The organism is Streptomyces hokutonensis, assembly GCF_042751305.1.
Taxonomy (GTDB): Bacteria; Actinomycetota; Actinomycetes; order Streptomycetales; family Streptomycetaceae; genus Streptomyces; species Streptomyces hokutonensis_A.
In genome coordinates this window covers 169,058-185,427 of sequence record NZ_JBHYWD010000008.1, presented here as the reverse complement: position 1 = coordinate 185,427, position 16,370 = coordinate 169,058, and the positions used below count along the sequence as shown (strand labels likewise).

The window sequence follows — 16,370 nt, the reverse complement described above, 5'->3', positions numbered from 1 at the left end:
AGAGAGACCCCCCGCGACAGCGCCCGCGCCACCCTCCCCACGCCCGCGCGCGCGCGTGTCGCGCGGCGCGCCCCCCGCCCCCCCCCCGCCCCCCCCCCCCACACCCGTCTATAAGGGGAGCAAGTTGGGTTATGCCGAGAACCTCGGCAGCTACTGGCGCGGCCGATACAAGCTCGCGCCAGGCAAGTACGCCACGGTCCGCGACGCAGACGGTGACGCCATCCGCTTCCGGACCAAGGCAGCGGCAAAGAAGGCAGCAGACGCCGAAGAAGCGAAGCTGTTGGCCGGAACGAAGAAGGCACCTGCTGAGCGGATCACTTTCGGTGCCTACGTGAACCGCTGGTACGCCGCGCAGGACTTGGCGGCCTCCACCATGCAGAACTACCGGCGGCACATCGAAGAGCACTTGCTTCCTGCCTTCGAGGATTTCGCCATCGCCGACATCCTGAGCACCGACATCGCCGCTTGGGAGAAGCGCGAACACGCCGTTCCCTACGCGGCTACCAGCGTTAAGACATGGCGAGCGACACTACACCTGATCCTTGCCGACGCCGTTGACGAGGGGCTGCGCGACTCCAACCCGGCAACCAAGCGACGCGGACGAGGGAAGCGCGCCGGCCGCTCGCGCAACCGTGGCCCGGAGAAGGCGGTCACGACCGCGCTCGGCATTCTGCTGATCGCCGAGCGGATGGCGCTGCTGTCCGGCCGGGACGATGAGTTCGTTGGCGGCATTCTCAAGGGCTACACAGGCATGCGCTGGGGCGAGATCGTTGGCCTTGAGACCGAGTTCGTCCGGCCGAAGAGCATTCGCATCGAGTGGCAGCTCTACGAACTGGACACCGGCGAACTGCACCGTTGCCCACCCAAGGACGACTCCTACCGCGACATCGGCACTCCGGACTTCCTCGCGGCCATGGTTGCGGGCCACATCGCCCGAACGAAACCGAAGGCTTGCGAGTGTCACGGACTGGTCTACGTCTTCCGCGGTCACGGCGCCGCCAACGGCTCTGTGAGTCGCCCGGGAGCGAAGCTGGTCGACGTGGCTCGCCGCGCCAGCGTCTCGACAGGCACGGTCTCTAACGTCCTCAACCGCCCGAACGCTGTGGCGGAGCCGACTCGCATGAACGTACTGGAAGCCATCACCGATCTCGGGTACGTCCGTAACGCGGGATCGGGGGAGTTGGCTGCACACTGGCGGCGCTCAGGCTTCGCCACCTGGCTCTTTCGGCCTGCCGCCACAGGCCGGTACCCAGGGCGCGGCAATCAGGAGGAGCACCCTGTGCCAGTGGTCGCTGAGCCGTGGCCCGGGATTCCAGCACGTGGGCGAGGAGCCTCTAGGCGGGCTGAGGCGTGCTGGGTGCCGATCGCTCCGGGGCTGACGCCGCACGGGCTGCGCCACACTCATAAGACGCTCATGAGAGAAGTGGGGACTCCGCCGAAACTCATGGACGAACGCATGGGTCACGAGGACGGATCGGTGCAGTCCCGCTACGACCACATCACGGCCGGAATGCGGCAGGCGCTGATGGCCGCGCTCACCGGGATGTGGGAGGAGGCGTTGGACGCGCGACGGGCGATGCGCCCCGGCTCGCCCGTGGCGGCTCTGGATGCGCTGCTGAGGGCTCGCGGTTAGGGCGCCGATCCGGAGACGAATTCCAAGATCTTCTCCAGGATTTCTCCAGAAGGGCTCTGAAGAACAGTTCAGGGCCTGTGCTGATGTCTCAGCACAGGCCCTGAACTGGCGTTTCTCTGTCGGGGTGGCGGGATTTGAACCCACGACCTCTTCGTCCCGAACGAAGCGCGCTGCCAAGCTGCGCTACACCCCGATGTCGCCGCTCATCTTGCCGGTGTTGCTGCTCATCGCGGCGACGTCGTTTACTTTAGCCCACCGGTGGCTGGAGACGAAATCCGGTTTTGGCGCGGTGGCGGATCGGGTTGGGGCGGGCGTGGTCGAGGGCCACGAGGAGGACGGAGAGGGCGTAGAAGGCGAGGCCGAGGAGGAGGGCGTTGCCGAGGACGCTCTTGTAGCCGTGGTGCTCGACGTCCAGGAACGTGTAGAGGTAGCGGCCCGGTGTGCCGGGGAGGATCAGTTCGCCGCGGGCCAGATACACCGCCAGGTACGTCATCGGGTACAGCAACCACGTCGCCGCCATCCGCAGGTGCAGTCGGCCGGGTGCGGTCAGCAGCAGCCAGTCGAGTACCGCCGCGATCGGTGTCACCGTGTGCAGGACCTGGTTCGTCACCGCCTGCCACCCTGTGAGGGTCCCGCCCGTCATCGCGAACGGGCTCGACGCGTGGGCCAGGATCAGGTGGTACACCAGGCCCGTGATCGTGATGTAGAGGAGTGCCGCGCCCGTCACCAGGGGGGAGAGGGGGCGGCGGGCCGTCCATGCCCGGCGGGCCGTGGCGATCATCACCAGGGCCAGCAGGATGTTGCTCTGGATCGTGAAGTAGGTCAGGACCCTGATCGGACTGCCGAGGAACAGGTCGGCGGTCACCGCCGCTGCCGCCGTCAGCGCGACCAGCAGTCGGTACACGGCCGCCGCCGGGCGACGGTACGGAGCCACCACCGCGGTGGCCGGAACGGGTGAGGCGAGCAGCGCGGGCATGCCGGGTACCGCGGGGAGGTCCGGGATGTCCCTGGGTATCGGAGCGGTCATGCCCTCACGCTAGGCAGAGGGGACGAACCGGGCGATACGGGTGGGCCGCACGAGCTACGCGGCCCGCGAGACCCCCACGGTGCAACGGCCTATCGCCTGCCTACTCCCGCCCCACCAACGTCATCAACGTAGCCTCCGGCGGACAGGCGAACCGTACCGGCGTGTACCGGCTCGTCCCGCACCCCGCCGACACGTGCAGGTACGACGTCCGGCCCTCCGCCGTATGCGTGGAGAGGCCCTTCACGCGGTCCGTGTCGAGGTCGCAGTTGGTCACCAGGGCGCCGTAGAACGGGATGCAGAGCTGGCCGCCGTGGGTGTGGCCGCCGAGGATCAGGGGGTAGCCGTCGGCGGCGAACGCGTCCAGGGCGCGGAGGTACGGCGCGTGCACGACAGCCATCGAGAAGTCGGCGTCGTCGGACGGGCCGCCCGCCACGCGCGCGTACCGGTCGCGCTTGATGTGCGGGTCGTCGAGGCCGGTCAGTTCCACCGACGCGCCCTCGATCTTCAGCGTGCCGCGGGTGTTGGTGAGGTTGAGCCAGCCTCCCGCGTCGAAGCCGTCCCGCAGGTCCTCCCACGGGTTGTGAACGGCTCCCACGATGGGCGGGTTGCCGTTCAGACCGTGGCGGCCCGCGGTCTTCTCGAACAGGTACCGGGCGGGGTTGCGGAGGGTGGGGCCGTAGTAGTCGTTCGAGCCGAAGACGTACGCGCCCGGGAACTCCATCAGCGGGCCGAGCGCGTCCAGGACCTCGGGGACGCCCTCCGGGTCGGAGAGGTTGTCGCCGGTGTTGATCACGAAGTCGGGGCGCAGGCCCGCGAGCGAGCGCAGCCAGCGCTGCTTCTTGCGCTGGCCGCCGACCATGTGGATGTCGGAGACCTGGAGGACTCTGAGCGGGCGCATCCCGGCGGGCAGCACCGGGACCGTCACCCGGCGCAGTCTGAAGGAACGGACCTCGAAGCCCGCCGCGTAGACCAGACCGGCGGCGCCGGCCGCCGCAATTCCCAGGGGTACTCCATATCGCGCGCGCATGCCTCCATCGTGTCAGACCCCACTGACACGCCTGACACCCCGTCGGCCGGGGGCCGGTAAATCGGCGGGCGGAGCCGGTCGCGCACCTGCGAGAATCAGACGCATGACCACCACGCTCAAGGCGAAGCTGCAGGAAGACCTCAACACCGCGATCAAGGCGCACGACAAGCTGCGTTCCTCCACGCTCCGGCTGACGCTCGCCGCGATCACCAAGGAGGAGGTCGCGGGCAAGGAGAAGCGCGAGCTCTCCGACGACGAGGTCCTCAAGGTGATCACCAAGGAGGCGAAGAAGCGCCGTGAGGCCGCGGACGCCTTCGCCCAGGGCGGTCGCCCGGAGCAGGCCGCGCAGGAGAAGGCGGAGGGCGAGGTCCTCGCCGAGTACCTGCCCAAGCAGCTCGGCGACGAGGAGCTGACCGCGATCGTCGCCCAGGCCGTCGAGGAGGCGAAGGCGGCCGGCGCCGAGGGCCCGCGCGCCATGGGTGCCGTGATGAAGATCGTGAACCCGAAGGTGGCCGGCCTGGCCGAGGGCGGCCGCGTCGCCGCCGTGGTGAAGAAGCTGCTCGCCGGCTGACCCACGAAACACGTTCCTACGACGACGGGGGCGCCCCTTGTGGAAAGGGCGCCCCCGTCGTCGTAGACGAAAAGGCTGAGAGGCGAGGCGAACGGCGGTTCGCCGGGCCGGAGTTACCCCCGGTTGCCGCCGTTCCCGTTGCCGTTGTTGCCGCCGTTCGTCGTGCCCTGGATGAAGCCGTCCGGGAAGGAGAACGTCGGGGTGGGGGTGGTGCCTCCGTCGGTCGTACCGCCGTTGTTGTTGCCCCCGTTGTTGTTCCCGCCGTTGTCGTTGTTCTTGCCGTCGTTGTTGCCCTTGTCCTTGACGGGGTCGGGGATGTTGACGAGCTGGAAGTTCTCGACCTGCTTGCCCTCCAGGGCGCCGGTCATGGCGTCCTTCCAGATCGGGCCGGGGGTGTCGGCGCCGTAGACCTGGTCGTGCCAGACGCCGCCGATACGGATGTTGGTCATCTCGATGTTCTGCTTGGCGCTGCCGACCCAGACCGCGCCCGCGAGCTGGGGCGTGTAGCCGACGAACCAGGCGTTCTTGCGGGAGTCCGTCGTACCGGTCTTGCCGGCGCTCTGGCGGTCGGTGAGGCCGGCCTCCTGGCCGGTGCCGGAGTCGACCACGCCGCGCAGCACGGTGTTGACGGTGTCGGCGGTCTTCTTGCTCATCGCCCGCGAGCAGGTGGACTTGGGGACGGCGAGCGACTTCTGCTCGTTGCCCACCCTCTGGGTGATGGACTCGATGGCGATGGGCGTGCAGTACGTGCCCTCGTTGGCGAAGGCCGCGTACGCGGAGGCCATCGTCAGCGGCGAGAGGCCCTTGGATCCGAGCGCGATGGCCGGGACCTCGGGGATCTTGTCGCCGTTGCCCTGCACGACGCCGAGCTTGTTGGTCATGCTCACCACGGGGCACAGACCGATGTCGGAGATCATCTGCACGAAGTAGGTGTTGACCGACTTGGCCATCGCCTCCTTCAGCGCGTACGGACCCTTCTCCGACTCGCTCTCGTTCTCCACGGTCGCGCCGTCGGTGTTGACCCAGTTCTTGCCGCTGCAGGTCGAGACGGGGCTCGGGTAGTCCATCGAGTACGGCGCCGGGTACTGCTGGGTGGCCGGCAGGCCCTGCTCCAGCGCGGCCGCCGCGACGAAGGGCTTGAACGTCGAACCGGTCGGGAAGCCGAAGTTCGAGCCGCCCATGTCGGCGTTGACCGAGTAGTTGTACTCCGTCTCGTTCTTGCCGTAGCCGTACGGCTTCGACTGGCCCATTCCGAGGATCTTGCCGGTGCCGGGCTCGACGAGGGTGGCGGCCGCGGCGACCTTGTCCGACTTGTAGATGTGGTCCTTGAGCGAGGACTGCACCGAGGCCTGGGCCTGCGGGTCCAGGGTCGTGCGGATCGTCAGGCCGCCCTGGTTCCAGATCTTGGCGCGGGCCTCCTTGGTCTTGCCGAAGACCGGGTCGCTCAGGAAGACCTTCTCGACGTACTTGCAGAAGAAGCTGGCGCCCTTGACGGCGGTGATGCAGCCGTTCTTCGGCTGGCTGACCTTCAGCCCGAGGTCGCTCTTCTCGGCCGCCAGGGCCTCCGCCCTGGAGATGTCGCCGACCTCGGCCATGCGGGCCAGCACGGTGTTGCGGCGCTTCTTGGCCTCGGCCTCGTCGTTGATCGGGTCGTAGCGCGTGGGCGACTGCACGATGCCCGCGAGGAGCGCCGACTGCTGGAGGTTCAGGTCCTTGGCGTGCTTGGAGAAGTAGCGCTCGGACGCGGCCTCGACGCCGTAGGCCTGCTCGCCGAAGAAGGTGATGTTCAGGTAGTTCTCGAGGATCTTCTTCTTGCCGAGCTTCTCCTCGATCTGGATCGCGTACTTCAGCTCGCGGACCTTGCGGCCCAGCGTCTGCTGAGTGGCCTGCGCGACCTTCGTCGGGTCGTCGCCGGCCTCCTCGATGAAGTAGTTCTTCACCAGCTGCTGCGTGAGCGTGGAGGCGCCCTGGGAGACGCCACCGCTCTGCGCGTTCTTGTTCAGGGCGCGGAGGACGCCCTTGAGGTCGATCGCGCCGTGCTGGTAGAAGCGCGAGTCCTCGATCGCGACGATCGCCTTCTGCATGTACGGCGAGATGTCCTTGAGCTCCACCACCGTGCGGTCACGGGAGTAGACCGAGGCGAGCTGGTTGCCCTTGCTGTCCAGGATCGTGGTGCGCTGGCTCAGCTGAGGGCTCTTCAGGTTGTCCGGGATGTCGTCGAACCCCTGGACCGAGCCCTTGGCCGCGAGCCCCAGCGCTCCGGCCGCGGGCAACGCGATTCCGGCCATGACGGCACCGGCGAGCACACTGACACCGAGGAACTTGGTGGCCTGCTGCAGAGGGGACAGACCACCACCCGAGCGCTTTTTTGGCATGGGGGCAGCCTAATCCCTCACCTGGGGCGTCCCGAGGGAGCGGGTGAGTCTCGGGATGTTCGGGTGCGGGATCGTGACATCCATGGGCGGGCGCCTTGTCGTAGGCAGTGGCATCGACGGCTCTGCGACCGCGCCGTGAACGGCGGACCCGTCCCGGGAACATGACGGCGCGGCGACAGGAGCCGTCTACGTTCTCATTCGCCGGACAGGTGTATAGGCCTTGGCCTAAGCTGCTCTCAACTGTCACAGCAGAGCGGTCACGTATCAATACGTCCGGCGACCCCGAATCGTTTCGGTCGTTCCCTGTTTTTTTTGTGGGAGGCGTGTCCGAATCCGCCTCCTGTGTCACCTGGTGCCCCTTGTGGCGCATGTCAACTGTCCCGGTTTGCCGGGAAAGTCACGCATGTCGTCAGCTCACTCCCCCGGGTGATCTGCCGCTTACCCATAGTCCGTTCGGGCCATTCAAGATTGGGCCCGAAGGGGGTGTTGCGCTGTGCCCACCTTCCGTAACGTCCTCAACTGGCGGCGGTGAATATGCCGCTGCCGCCGTGGGGGAGCCTCGATTCGGGAGAGGACGGCGCCGGTATGGGCTGGGTAACCGACTGGAGTGCGCAGGCGGCCTGCCGCACTACCGATCCGGATGAACTGTTCGTTCAAGGAGCAGCGCAGAACAGGGCGAAGGCAGTGTGCACCGGATGCCCGGTACGCACGGAGTGCCTCGCCGATGCGCTCGACAACCGCGTCGAATTCGGCGTGTGGGGAGGCATGACGGAGCGGGAGCGCCGCGCACTGCTGCGCAGGCGGCCCACTGTCACTTCATGGCGCCGGCTACTGGAGACCGCGCGCATCGAGTACGAGCGAGGGGTCGGCATCATCCCCCTCGACGACGACGAGATCTACGAGAACTACGCGGCGGTGGGCTGACCCCCACCGGTCCCCTCGGGGCCGACCCCGGGCGATCCCCGGGGGTACGCGCCCGGAGGCCCGCGTCGTCAGACCTTCGTCTCGGGCAGCTCCGGCCGACCGGCCGCGAGCCGGTTCCCGATGTCCCGCAGCCCCGCGAGGTCGTGCACATCGCCGGGCAGCGCGGCCACTTCGGCGACGGCCACCTCGGGGTGGCGAGCGGTGAAGCGGTCACGTGTGCGCTGCTCGCGGGAGAGCAGCCGCATCCGGTCGGCGTGCAGTCTCAGCAGGCCTGCGGTGAGTCGGTCGACGGATGGCTCGTCGTCGGGTCGCTTGTCGGCGGGGCGCTCGTCGTCCGTGGCGGCGGGGGAGCCTTCGTCACGAGCTGCTGCCCGGGAACCGGGAGATCCGGTACCGGAGGATTCTGAACTGCCGTACGTGTCGGGAGAGTTACGAAGTCCAGCTTTCCCGCCCACCTGATCGACAATGCGGGACTCCTCAAGATTTTCCGCAGCGGCGAGTGCCCGCTCGGCCGACAGCCGGGCGGCTCCGCTGCCGTGCACCCGGTTCAGCACCAGACCGGCCAGCGGCATGTCCTCGGCCGCCAGCCGCTCCACGAAGTACGCGGCCTCGCGCAGCGCGTCCCGCTCCGGGGCCGCGACCACCAGGAACGCCGTCCCGGGCGCCTGCAGCAGCTTGTACGTCGCGTCCGCGCGGGTCCGGAAACCGCCGAAGGTGGTGTCCATCGCGGCGATGAACGTCTGGATGTCCTTGAGGAGTTGACCCCCGAGCAGCTTGCCGAGGGTGCCGGTCATCATCGACATGCCGACATTGAGGAACTTCATCCCGGCCCGGCCGCCCAGCTTCGCCGGCGCGGTCAGCAGCCGGATCAGCTTGCCGTCCAGGAACGAGCCGAGACGTTTCGGCGCGTCCAGGAAGTCCAGGGCCGAGCGGGACGGCGGGGTGTCCACCACGATCAGGTCCCAGTCGTGCTGGGCGCGCAGCTGGCCCAGCTTCTCCATCGCCATGTACTCCTGCGTGCCCGCGAAGCCCGCCGAGAGCGACTGGTAGAAGGGGTTGTTCAGGATCGCGGCGGCCCGCTCGCGGTCCGCGTGCGCCTCGACGATCTCGTCGAACGTGCGCTTCATGTCGAGCATCATGGCGTGCAGCTCGCCGTCCCCGTCGACGTCCTTCACCCGCCTCGGGGTGTTGTCCAGCGAGTCGATGCCCATGGACTGGGCGAGCCGCCGGGCCGGGTCGATGGTCAGGACGACGACCCTGCGGCCCCGCTCGGCGGCCCGCAGTCCGAGCGCCGCCGCGGTGGTCGTCTTGCCGACCCCGCCCGAGCCGCAGCACACCACGATCCGGGTCTCCGGGTCGTCGAGCAGCGGGTCGACGTCGAGCACGCGCGCGGGGGAGATGTGGTGGGGGCGGGCCGGTTCCGGACTCATGACATCCCCTGCTTCCGCAGCTCGGTGGCGAGTTCGTACAGGCCCGCCAGGTCCATGCCCTCGGCGAGCAAAGGCAGTTCGTGCAGAGGCAGGTCCAGCGCGCCGAGCACGGCCCGCTGATCGTGCTCCAGGGCGTACCGCGCGGCGTACTCCTCCGCCTGCGCGAGCAGCGGATCCACCAGCTTCTCGGCATTGCCGCCCCGCCGCGCCCCGCCGAGCCCGGCGGCCGACAGCGACTGCGCGACGGCGGTGCGCGGCACGTCCCGTACGAGATCCAGCTCGGCCGCGTCCAGCACCTCGGGCCGCACCATGTTCACGATGATCCGGCCCACCGGCAGCCGCGCCGCCCGGAGTTCGGCGATGCCGTCGGCGGTCTCCTGGACGGGCATCTCCTCCAGGAGCGTCACCAGGTGGACCTCCGTCTCCGGGGACTTCAGGACCCGCATCACGGCCTGCGCCTGATTGTGTATCGGGCCGATCTTGGCGAGGCCGGCGACCTCGTCGTTGACGTTCAGGAAGCGGGTGATGCGACCGGTCGGCGGTGCGTCCATCACCACGTAGTCGTAGGCGAACCGCCCGCTCTTGTCCTTGCGCCGTACGGCCTCGCACGCCTTGCCGGTCAGCAGGACGTCCCGGAGGCCGGGCGCGACCGTGGTGGCGAAGTCGATCGCGCCGAGTTTCTTCAGGGCGCGGCCGGCGCCGCCGAGTTTGTAGAACATCTGGAGGTAGTCCAGAAGGGCCAGTTCGGGGTCGATGGCCAGTGCGTACACCTCCCCGCCCCCGGGAGCGACGGCGATCTTCCGCTCCTCATAGGGCAGCGTCTCCGTCTCGAAGAGCTGCGCGATGCCCTGGCGACCCTCGACCTCGACGAGAAGCGTCCGCTTCCCCTCCGTGGCCAGGGCCAGCGCGAGGGCCGCGGCCACCGTGGTCTTGCCGGTACCGCCCTTGCCACTGACGACCTGGAGCCTGCTCACGTCATCGAGCCTAACCAGTCCGCGCCCGAACCAAGCAGGAGGCTGTGGACAACGCGACCACGGGCGACCGGTTCGCAGCCGCTAAAGTCGGCCGCATGACCAAGTGGGAATACTCGACTGTGCCGCTGCTCGTCCACGCCACGAAGCAGATTCTGGACACCTGGGGCGAGGACGGCTGGGAGCTCGTCCAGGTCGTGCCCGGGCCGAACAACCCCGAGCAGCTGGTGGCCTACCTCAAGCGGGAGAAGGCATGAGTGCCGTCGAGGCCCGGCTGGCCGAACTCGGCCTGACCCTGCCGGCGGTTGTCCCGCCGCTCGCCGCGTACCAGCCCGCCGTGCGGAGCGGGGTCTACGTGTACACCTCCGGCCAGCTGCCCATGGTGGACGGCAAGTTGCCCGTCACCGGCAAGGTGGGCGCCGAGGTCACCGCGGAGGAGGCCAAGGAACTGGCCCGCACCTGCTCGCTGAACGCCCTCGCCGCCGTCAAGTCGGTCACCGGTGACCTGGACCGGATCGCGCGCGTGGTGAAGGTCGTCGGCTTCGTCGCCTCGGCCCCCGACTTCACCGGCCAGCCCGGCGTGATCAACGGCGCCAGCGAACTCCTCGGCGAGGTCCTCGGCGACAAGGGCGTGCACGCGCGGAGCGCGGTCGGCGTGGCGGTGCTGCCGCTGGACTCGCCGGTCGAGGTCGAGATCCAGGTGGAGCTGAGCCAGGCGTAACCACGGTGTTCGCCCTCCCGGGGGTGCGCGTTGTTGCCTCTCGAACATCCGCGCGCTACGGGATAGCCTCCGCCCATGGCGAACGGTCAGTGGTTCCCGGCGGAGTGGCCCGAGCGCATCCGCGCGCTCGCGGACGGCGCGCTCACGCCGGTCGTGCCCAGGCGGGCGGCCACGGTGATGCTCCTGAAGGACACCGACACCGGCCCCGCCGTCCACATGCTGCGCAGACGCGCCTCCATGGCCTTCGCCGGGGGCGCGTACGCGTACCCGGGCGGCGGTGTCGACCCGCGCGACGACGAGCTGCACGTCCGCTGGGCGGGCCCCACGCGCGCGTGGTGGGCGAACCGGCTGGGCGTCGACGAGACGGCCGCCCAGGCGATCGTGTGCGCGGCCGTACGCGAGACCTACGAGGAGGCGGGCGTCCTGCTCGCCGGACCCACCCCCGACACCGTGGTCGACGACACCACGGGCGGTGCCTGGGAGGCGGACCGTGCCGCCCTGGTCGCCCGCGACCTGTCCTTCGCCGAGTTCCTCGACCGCCGGGGCCTGGTCCTGCGCTCCGACCTGCTGGGCGCGTGGGCCCGCTGGATCACCCCTGAGTTCGAAACCCGCCGCTACGACACCTGGTTCTTCGTCGCCGTCCTCCCGGAGGGGCAGCGCACCCGCAACGCCTCCACGGAGGCCGACCACACGGTGTGGATCGCCCCAGGCGAGGCGGCCGCCGGGTACGACAAGGGCGACCTCACGATGATGCCGCCGACCATCGCGACCCTGCGCGGGCTGATCCCGTACGGCAGCGCGGCCGAGGCCCTGTCGTCGGCGCCGGAGCGCGATCTGACGCCCGTCCTCGCACAGGCCCGCCTGGAGGACGGCGAGATCGTCCTGTCCTGGCCGGGTCACGAGGAGTTCACCAAGCACATCCCGACCGACCTCCCGACCGGTGGAGCCCCCGCATGACCGACGCAGCCGCGCTCCCCGGCCAGCCACGCGGCGGGGCGCTCACCGGCCCCGCCACCGCGCGGGCCGTCAACGTCCTCGCGCCGAACGCCTCCGCGATGACCCTGGACGGCACCAACACCTGGATCGTCTCGGAACCCGACTCCGAGCTGGCCGTGGTGATCGACCCGGGGCCCCTGGACGAGGGCCATCTGCGCAACGTCGTCGACACCGCCGAGAAGGCGGGCAAACGGATCGCCCTGACCCTGCTCACGCACGGACACCCCGACCACGCGGAAGGCGCCGTCCGCTTCGCCGAGCTGACGGACACCAAGGTCCGCGCGCTCGACCCGGCGCTGCGCCTCGGGGACGAGGGCCTCGCCGCCGGGAACGTCATCAGGGTCGGCGGCCTGGAACTGGTCGTCGTGTCGACGCCCGGGCACACCGGGGACTCCCTGTGCTTCCATCTCCCGGCCGATCGGGCCGTCCTGACGGGAGACACCGTCCTGGGGCGCGGAACGACCGTGGTGGCCCATCCTGACGGCCGCCTGGGCGACTATCTGGACTCGCTGCGGCGGCTGCGCTCGCTCACGGTCGACGACGGCGTCCACACGGTCCTGCCGGGCCACGGACCGGTCCTGGAGGACGCCCAGGGCGCCGTCGAGTTCTATCTCGCCCACCGCGCCCACCGGCTCGCCCAGATCGAGACCGCCGTGGAGAACGGCCACCGGAGCCCGGCCGAGGTAGTCGCCCACGTGTACGCGGACGTCGACCGCTCACTGTGGCCAGCGGCGGAACTGTCGGTGCGCGCCCAGCTGGACTACCTGAAGGAACACGGCCTGATCTAGGCCAGGCCCTCCGGGCGTGGTGCCTTCACGCCGTGCACGCGCGCGTACTCCTCGGCCAGCCACGGGCCGAGATCGTCGACGTAGGACCGCAGCACGCGCGCGTCGCCGGTCGGTTCGTGTCCGAGGACGGCCGCCGCCCGGAGCTCCTCCGCCCGCCGGGGGTAGTACGCGCCGAACGCCTCGGCCATCTCCTGGAGGTTGCTGGTCCAGCCGTTCCAGCGGGGCATGACCAGCGTGAAGCCGGTGCGGACCAGGTGCCGGGACATGAAGCGAACCAGGGGCCTACGGGCCTCTTCGGTGTCCTCGGAGGAGGCGATCCGCTCACGCCAGCGGGGGAGGAGCAGCGCCAGGTCGCCGTTGGTCTCCCGCGCGAGCGGCGAGTCGGGGCGGTAGCGGGGCAGGTACTCGGCGAGGTCCTCCCCGAGGAGGGGTGTGCACAGGCACGCGACGAACCACCCCAGGTCGTACGTCTCCGGCTCGCTCAGCAGCCGTGTGCGGCCGTACAGGAGGATGCCGACCCCGTCGATCTCCGGGAACTCCTTGTCGAGCGCCCCGCCCAGGCTGCGGGCCGCGTCCCGGTCATCCTCGGTCGGCTCCCGCCGGGTCGCCACGAGCAGGTCCAGATCGCTGCGCCCCACGCGCGCGGTGCCGCGCGGGATCGACCCGTAGAGGTACGCGCTGTCGAGGCGTCCCCCGTAGACGTCGAGCAGCCGGTCCCGCGCGGCGGCGACGACCGGCCGGAAGGCGTGCGGGACGCGTCCCAAGGAGCCCTCGCGGTCGATGTATCCCTGGGCGTCCAGCCCCTTGTTCCGCATGGCACCACTCTGCAACCGATCGAGGTCAGGGGTAGGTCATTTCCAGCGGAACACGCGTACGCGTGCGGCGGTGCGCGGCGCCGTGCAGACCACGGCGAGGCAGTCCCCGGAGGCGACGAGGCGCGCCTGGTGGCTGTGGCCGGGCAGGGAGCGCTCGGCCACGACCCGGCCGTCGGCGGGATCGAGAACGGTCGCCCGGTCGCCGTAGCCGTTCAGGACCAGAAGAGCGCCCCGGTGGGCCAGCGGGAAGATCGTGCGCCCGTACGTGCTGGACCACGCCCAGCGGAACTCGCCCGTGGCGGCGGAGACCGCGCGCAGTGTGCTGCCCGTGTGCTCCGTGTCGTATGGCTGGGGCGGGACGAGTTCGACGGCGAGCGTGTCGCCGACGATCACCGGGTGGGTGCCGAACGCCTCGTAGAAGGGCGGCAGTTCGATGGCCTGCTCGGCGTCCTCGCTCACCACGTGGAGCCGGAGCCGGGCGCGCGGGGGAGCGGGATCCTCCGGCACGGCGGTGGACACGACGACCGGCCCGGCCGTCAGGACGAAGGCGTCCCGACGGCCTTCGGGGAGTGGCCGCTCCCACTGGAGGGCGCCGGTGCGCGCGTCGAGCACGCGGACCGTGGTCTCGCCGGACCGGGCACTGGTGGCCGCGACACGGCCGCCGCCGAGCGCCACCTCGGGCGCGTCCGCACCGACGGACCCCAGCTCGTCGGCGCGCTGGTCGCGCGTCCAGACAGCCGTGCCGGTGCGGAGGTCCAGCCCGGTGAGACGGACGTGCCGCACGCGCGCGTGCCCGTCGTCGCCATGGGCATCGTTCGTGCGCCCGTCGTCCCCGTGGTCGCCGTCGTGGTGCAGTGCGACTATCACGCCGTCCGCCGTGTCCCAGGAGGCATGGGCGATCACCTGGTCGCCGTCGCCGGGCGGCTGCCGGCTCCACAGGGGCTCACCGGTCGTCAGCCCGTACGCCCGCACCCCGTCGGGGCGGGCCAGGGCGAGTGTCCCGTCCACCGCCCAGGTGCCCAGCGGTTCCCCCGGGCTCCCGTTCTCCCGCCCACTGCGCCACAGCAGCCGCGCCGACGCCGGTCCACGCGACCACCGGCGTCGCCCCGACCGCCCCGCCCAGACCGAATCCGGCGCCTTGTCCTCGTACATTCCCGCCCCCTGTTCCTGGGCCCCACCCGGTGATGCACTGAAGGGCCCCGCCGTGCGGCAGGGCCCTTCAGTAAGAAGACGTGCGATTCGGTCTAGCGCGAGCGCTTCGCCAGCCGCTCGACGTCCAGCAGGATCACCGCGCGGGCCTCCAGGCGCAGCCAGCCGCGGCCCGCGAAGTCGGCGAGGGCCTTGTTGACCGTCTCGCGGGACGCGCCGACCAGCTGGGCCAGCTCCTCCTGCGTGAGGTCGTGCACCACGTGGATGCCCTCCTCGGACTGCACGCCGAAGCGGCGGGAGAGGTCAAGCAGGGCGCGGGCCACGCGGCCGGGGACGTCCGAGAAGACCAGGTCGGACATCGCGTCGTTGGTCTTGCGCAGCCGGCGGGCGACCGCGCGCAGCAGCGCGGAGGCCACCTCGGGGCGGGCGCTCAGCCAGGGCTGGAGGTCGCCGTGGCCCAGGCCCAGCAGCTTGACCTCGGTCAGCGCGCTGGCGGTCGCCGTGCGCGGGCCCGGGTCGAACAGCGACAGCTCGCCGATCAGCTCGCCGGGGCCGAGGACGGCCAGCATGTTCTCGCGGCCGTCGGGGGAGGTGCGGTGGAGCTTCACCTTGCCCTCGGTGACCACGTAGAGCCGGTCGCCCGGGTCGCCCTCGTGAAAGAGCGAGTCCCCGCGCGCGAGGGTCACCTCACTCATGGAGGCGCGCAGCTCCGCGGCCTGATCGTCATCGAGCGCCGCGAAGAGCGGGGCGCGCCGCAGAACGTCGTCCACGAGTTCTCTCCTTGTCGACCTGCTCAGGGGATGGTGCTCCCCCTTGGTACCAGGGGACCGTGCTCCCCATTTTGCCGGACCGTCCAAACAGTGTGATCTGTCACAAGGATGCCGCACAGGTGTCCCGAGGTAAGCGGCAGGGGTCCAATTGGGGGCTGATCTTCGGGGTCCGGGGCGGATGTCAGTGGCGGGCTCTAGGCTGGCCGGGTGTCCAAATCGCCGGTGAGAGCACAGGCCAAGGGGGCTGGGCGGATGGTTGTACGTCGTGATTCCGCCGTGGGCGAACAGAGCCCTGACGGCGGCAGGAAAGCGGCAAAGGGGGCAAAAGGCGTGGTTGCTGTGAAGGGTGAGTCGCGCACCGCCCTCGTCCGCCGCGCCCGCCGGATCAACCGCGAGCTGGCCGAGATCTATCCGTACGCCCACCCGGAGCTCGACTTCGAGAACCCCTTCCAGCTGGTGGTCGCCACGGTCCTGTCCGCCCAGACCACCGACCTGAGGGTCAACCAGACGACACCGGCCCTGTTCGCCAAGTACCCGACCCCCGAGGACCTGGCCGGCGCCGACCCGGAGCAGGTCGAGGAGATCCTCCGGCCGACCGGGTTCTTCCGGGCCAAGACGAAGTCGGTGATAGGCCTCTCCAAGGCCCTCGTCGAGGACTTCGGCGGCGAGGTCCCGGGGCGGCTCGAAGACCTCGTCAAGCTGCCGGGCGTCGGCCGCAAGACCGCCTTCGTGGTGCTGGGCAACGCCTTCGGGCGCCCCGGCATCACCGTGGACACGCACTTCCAGCGGCTCGTACGGCGGTGGAAGTGGACCGAGGCGACCGAGCCCGACAAGATCGAGGCCGCCGTGGGAGCGCTCTTCCCGAAGAGCGACTGGACGATGCTCTCGCACCACGTGATCTTCCACGGCCGCCGGATCTGCCACGCCCGCAAGCCCGCCTGTGGCGCCTGCCCCATCGCACCGCTCTGCCCGGCGTACGGCGAGGGCGAGACCGACCCGGAGAAGGCGAAGAAGCTGCTCAAGTACGAGAAGGGCGGCTATCCGGGCCAGCGTCTGAACCCGCCGCAGGCCTATCTGGACGCGGGCGGCAAACCGGCGCCACCGCTGGGAGCGGCATGACGACGGCATCGGGGACCGGATGACGGAACGATCTCGGAGGTACCGGGCGTTGAT

The 16,370-nt window shown here is 70.0% G+C and carries 16 protein-coding genes and 1 tRNA gene; 8 read left to right on the top strand and 9 right to left on the bottom strand.

Annotation, left to right across the window (positions count from 1 at the left end):
• Positions 1–124 precede the first annotated feature (124 nt).
• Positions 125–1,633, top strand: a complete 1,509-nt coding sequence (locus ACFXC1_RS22655) for a LacI family DNA-binding transcriptional regulator (RefSeq protein ID WP_381245219.1) — start codon at positions 125–127, stop codon at positions 1,631–1,633.
• Positions 1,634–1,752: 119 nt separating this feature from the next.
• On the opposite strand, the gene ACFXC1_RS22650 is transcribed toward ACFXC1_RS22655, so the two are convergent.
• The 3 genes from ACFXC1_RS22650 to ACFXC1_RS22640 form a co-directional block, all read right to left on the bottom strand.
• Positions 1,753–1,826: transfer RNA gene (locus ACFXC1_RS22650), tRNA-Pro, on the bottom strand.
• Between the two features lie 54 nt (positions 1,827–1,880).
• The gene (locus ACFXC1_RS22645; protein WP_381245217.1) at positions 1,881–2,660 is read right to left on the bottom strand and encodes a Pr6Pr family membrane protein; all 780 of its coding nucleotides are present in this window, start codon (positions 2,658–2,660) and stop codon (positions 1,881–1,883) included.
• 100 nt (positions 2,661–2,760) lie between these two features.
• Positions 2,761–3,687: a metallophosphoesterase gene (locus ACFXC1_RS22640; RefSeq protein ID WP_019070305.1), complete on the bottom strand. Its 927-nt coding sequence runs from the start codon at positions 3,685–3,687 to the stop codon at positions 2,761–2,763.
• A gap of 103 nt (positions 3,688–3,790) precedes the next feature.
• Between ACFXC1_RS22640 and ACFXC1_RS22635 the strand changes: the two genes are divergently transcribed.
• Positions 3,791–4,258, top strand: coding sequence for a GatB/YqeY domain-containing protein (locus ACFXC1_RS22635; RefSeq protein ID WP_381245216.1), 468 nt, complete (start codon positions 3,791–3,793; stop codon positions 4,256–4,258).
• A gap of 113 nt (positions 4,259–4,371) precedes the next feature.
• On the opposite strand, the gene ACFXC1_RS22630 is transcribed toward ACFXC1_RS22635, so the two are convergent.
• A complete protein-coding gene (locus tag ACFXC1_RS22630) occupies positions 4,372–6,633 on the bottom strand; it encodes a transglycosylase domain-containing protein (protein ID WP_381245214.1) in 2,262 nt (753 codons plus the stop codon).
• A 585-nt stretch (positions 6,634–7,218) separates the two neighbouring features.
• On the opposite strand from ACFXC1_RS22630, the gene wblA reads away from it, so the two are divergent.
• Complete coding sequence (gene wblA / locus ACFXC1_RS22625) at positions 7,219–7,557, top strand: transcriptional regulator WblA (RefSeq protein ID WP_019063745.1); 339 nt, start codon at positions 7,219–7,221, stop codon at positions 7,555–7,557.
• Between the two features lie 68 nt (positions 7,558–7,625).
• Here the strand turns inward: wblA and ACFXC1_RS22620 are convergent, their stop codons facing one another.
• Positions 7,626–8,987 (bottom strand): ArsA family ATPase, encoded by a 1,362-nt coding sequence (locus tag ACFXC1_RS22620; RefSeq protein WP_381245212.1) that lies wholly within the window; start codon positions 8,985–8,987, stop codon positions 7,626–7,628.
• Positions 8,984–9,961 carry an ArsA family ATPase gene (locus tag ACFXC1_RS22615; RefSeq protein ID WP_381245211.1) on the bottom strand — a complete coding sequence of 326 codons (978 nt, stop codon included), beginning with the start codon at positions 9,959–9,961 and terminating at the stop codon, positions 8,984–8,986. The genes ACFXC1_RS22620 and ACFXC1_RS22615 overlap by 4 nt, the downstream gene beginning before the upstream one ends.
• A 95-nt stretch (positions 9,962–10,056) precedes the next feature.
• Between ACFXC1_RS22615 and ACFXC1_RS22610 the strand changes: the two genes are divergently transcribed.
• From ACFXC1_RS22610 to ACFXC1_RS22595, 4 genes are all read left to right on the top strand, one after another.
• Positions 10,057–10,215, top strand: a complete 159-nt coding sequence (locus ACFXC1_RS22610; RefSeq protein ID WP_019063748.1) for a DUF4177 domain-containing protein — start codon at positions 10,057–10,059, stop codon at positions 10,213–10,215.
• Complete coding sequence (locus ACFXC1_RS22605; protein ID WP_381245210.1) at positions 10,212–10,679, top strand: RidA family protein; 468 nt, start codon at positions 10,212–10,214, stop codon at positions 10,677–10,679. The genes ACFXC1_RS22610 and ACFXC1_RS22605 overlap by 4 nt, the downstream gene beginning before the upstream one ends.
• Before the next feature lie 75 nt (positions 10,680–10,754).
• Complete coding sequence (locus tag ACFXC1_RS22600; RefSeq protein WP_381245208.1) at positions 10,755–11,636, top strand: NUDIX hydrolase; 882 nt, start codon at positions 10,755–10,757, stop codon at positions 11,634–11,636.
• A complete protein-coding gene (locus ACFXC1_RS22595; protein WP_381245206.1) occupies positions 11,633–12,463 on the top strand; it encodes an MBL fold metallo-hydrolase in 831 nt (276 codons plus the stop codon). Before ACFXC1_RS22600 ends, ACFXC1_RS22595 begins: the two co-directional genes overlap by 4 nt.
• On the opposite strand, the gene ACFXC1_RS22590 is transcribed toward ACFXC1_RS22595, so the two are convergent.
• From ACFXC1_RS22590 to ACFXC1_RS22580, 3 genes are all read right to left on the bottom strand, one after another.
• Positions 12,460–13,278 (bottom strand): nucleotidyltransferase domain-containing protein, encoded by an 819-nt coding sequence (locus tag ACFXC1_RS22590; RefSeq protein WP_381245204.1) that lies wholly within the window; start codon positions 13,276–13,278, stop codon positions 12,460–12,462. The two genes, ACFXC1_RS22595 and ACFXC1_RS22590, sit on opposite strands and share 4 nt — an antisense overlap.
• A 36-nt stretch (positions 13,279–13,314) precedes the next feature.
• Entirely contained in the window at positions 13,315–14,430 is a 1,116-nt protein-coding gene (locus tag ACFXC1_RS22585) for an outer membrane protein assembly factor BamB family protein (protein ID WP_381245202.1), read from the bottom strand.
• A 92-nt stretch (positions 14,431–14,522) separates the two neighbouring features.
• Positions 14,523–15,197, bottom strand: a complete 675-nt coding sequence (locus ACFXC1_RS22580) for a Crp/Fnr family transcriptional regulator (protein WP_019063754.1) — start codon at positions 15,195–15,197, stop codon at positions 14,523–14,525.
• Positions 15,198–15,449: 252 nt separating this feature from the next.
• On the opposite strand from ACFXC1_RS22580, the gene nth reads away from it, so the two are divergent.
• A complete protein-coding gene (gene nth / locus ACFXC1_RS22575; protein WP_381245200.1) occupies positions 15,450–16,316 on the top strand; it encodes an endonuclease III in 867 nt (288 codons plus the stop codon).
• The last annotated feature ends 54 nt before the right edge of the window (positions 16,317–16,370 follow it).

Coding starts and splice junctions, on each gene's coding strand:
- wblA (WP_019063745.1), top strand. CDS start 7,219: ATGGGCTGGGTAACCGACTGGAGTGCGCAGGCGGCCTGCCGCACTACC.
- nth (WP_381245200.1), top strand. CDS start 15,450: ATGGTTGTACGTCGTGATTCCGCCGTGGGCGAACAGAGCCCTGACGGC.
- ACFXC1_RS22585 (WP_381245202.1), bottom strand. CDS start 14,430: ATGTACGAGGACAAGGCGCCGGATTCGGTCTGGGCGGGGCGGTCGGGG.
- ACFXC1_RS22605 (WP_381245210.1), top strand. CDS start 10,212: ATGAGTGCCGTCGAGGCCCGGCTGGCCGAACTCGGCCTGACCCTGCCG.
- ACFXC1_RS22640 (WP_019070305.1), bottom strand. CDS start 3,687: ATGCGCGCGCGATATGGAGTACCCCTGGGAATTGCGGCGGCCGGCGCC.
- ACFXC1_RS22590 (WP_381245204.1), bottom strand. CDS start 13,278: ATGCGGAACAAGGGGCTGGACGCCCAGGGATACATCGACCGCGAGGGC.
- ACFXC1_RS22620 (WP_381245212.1), bottom strand. CDS start 8,987: ATGAGTCCGGAACCGGCCCGCCCCCACCACATCTCCCCCGCGCGCGTG.
- ACFXC1_RS22610 (WP_019063748.1), top strand. CDS start 10,057: ATGACCAAGTGGGAATACTCGACTGTGCCGCTGCTCGTCCACGCCACG.
- ACFXC1_RS22635 (WP_381245216.1), top strand. CDS start 3,791: ATGACCACCACGCTCAAGGCGAAGCTGCAGGAAGACCTCAACACCGCG.
- ACFXC1_RS22630 (WP_381245214.1), bottom strand. CDS start 6,633: ATGCCAAAAAAGCGCTCGGGTGGTGGTCTGTCCCCTCTGCAGCAGGCC.
- ACFXC1_RS22645 (WP_381245217.1), bottom strand. CDS start 2,660: ATGACCGCTCCGATACCCAGGGACATCCCGGACCTCCCCGCGGTACCC.
- ACFXC1_RS22595 (WP_381245206.1), top strand. CDS start 11,633: ATGACCGACGCAGCCGCGCTCCCCGGCCAGCCACGCGGCGGGGCGCTC.
- ACFXC1_RS22600 (WP_381245208.1), top strand. CDS start 10,755: ATGGCGAACGGTCAGTGGTTCCCGGCGGAGTGGCCCGAGCGCATCCGC.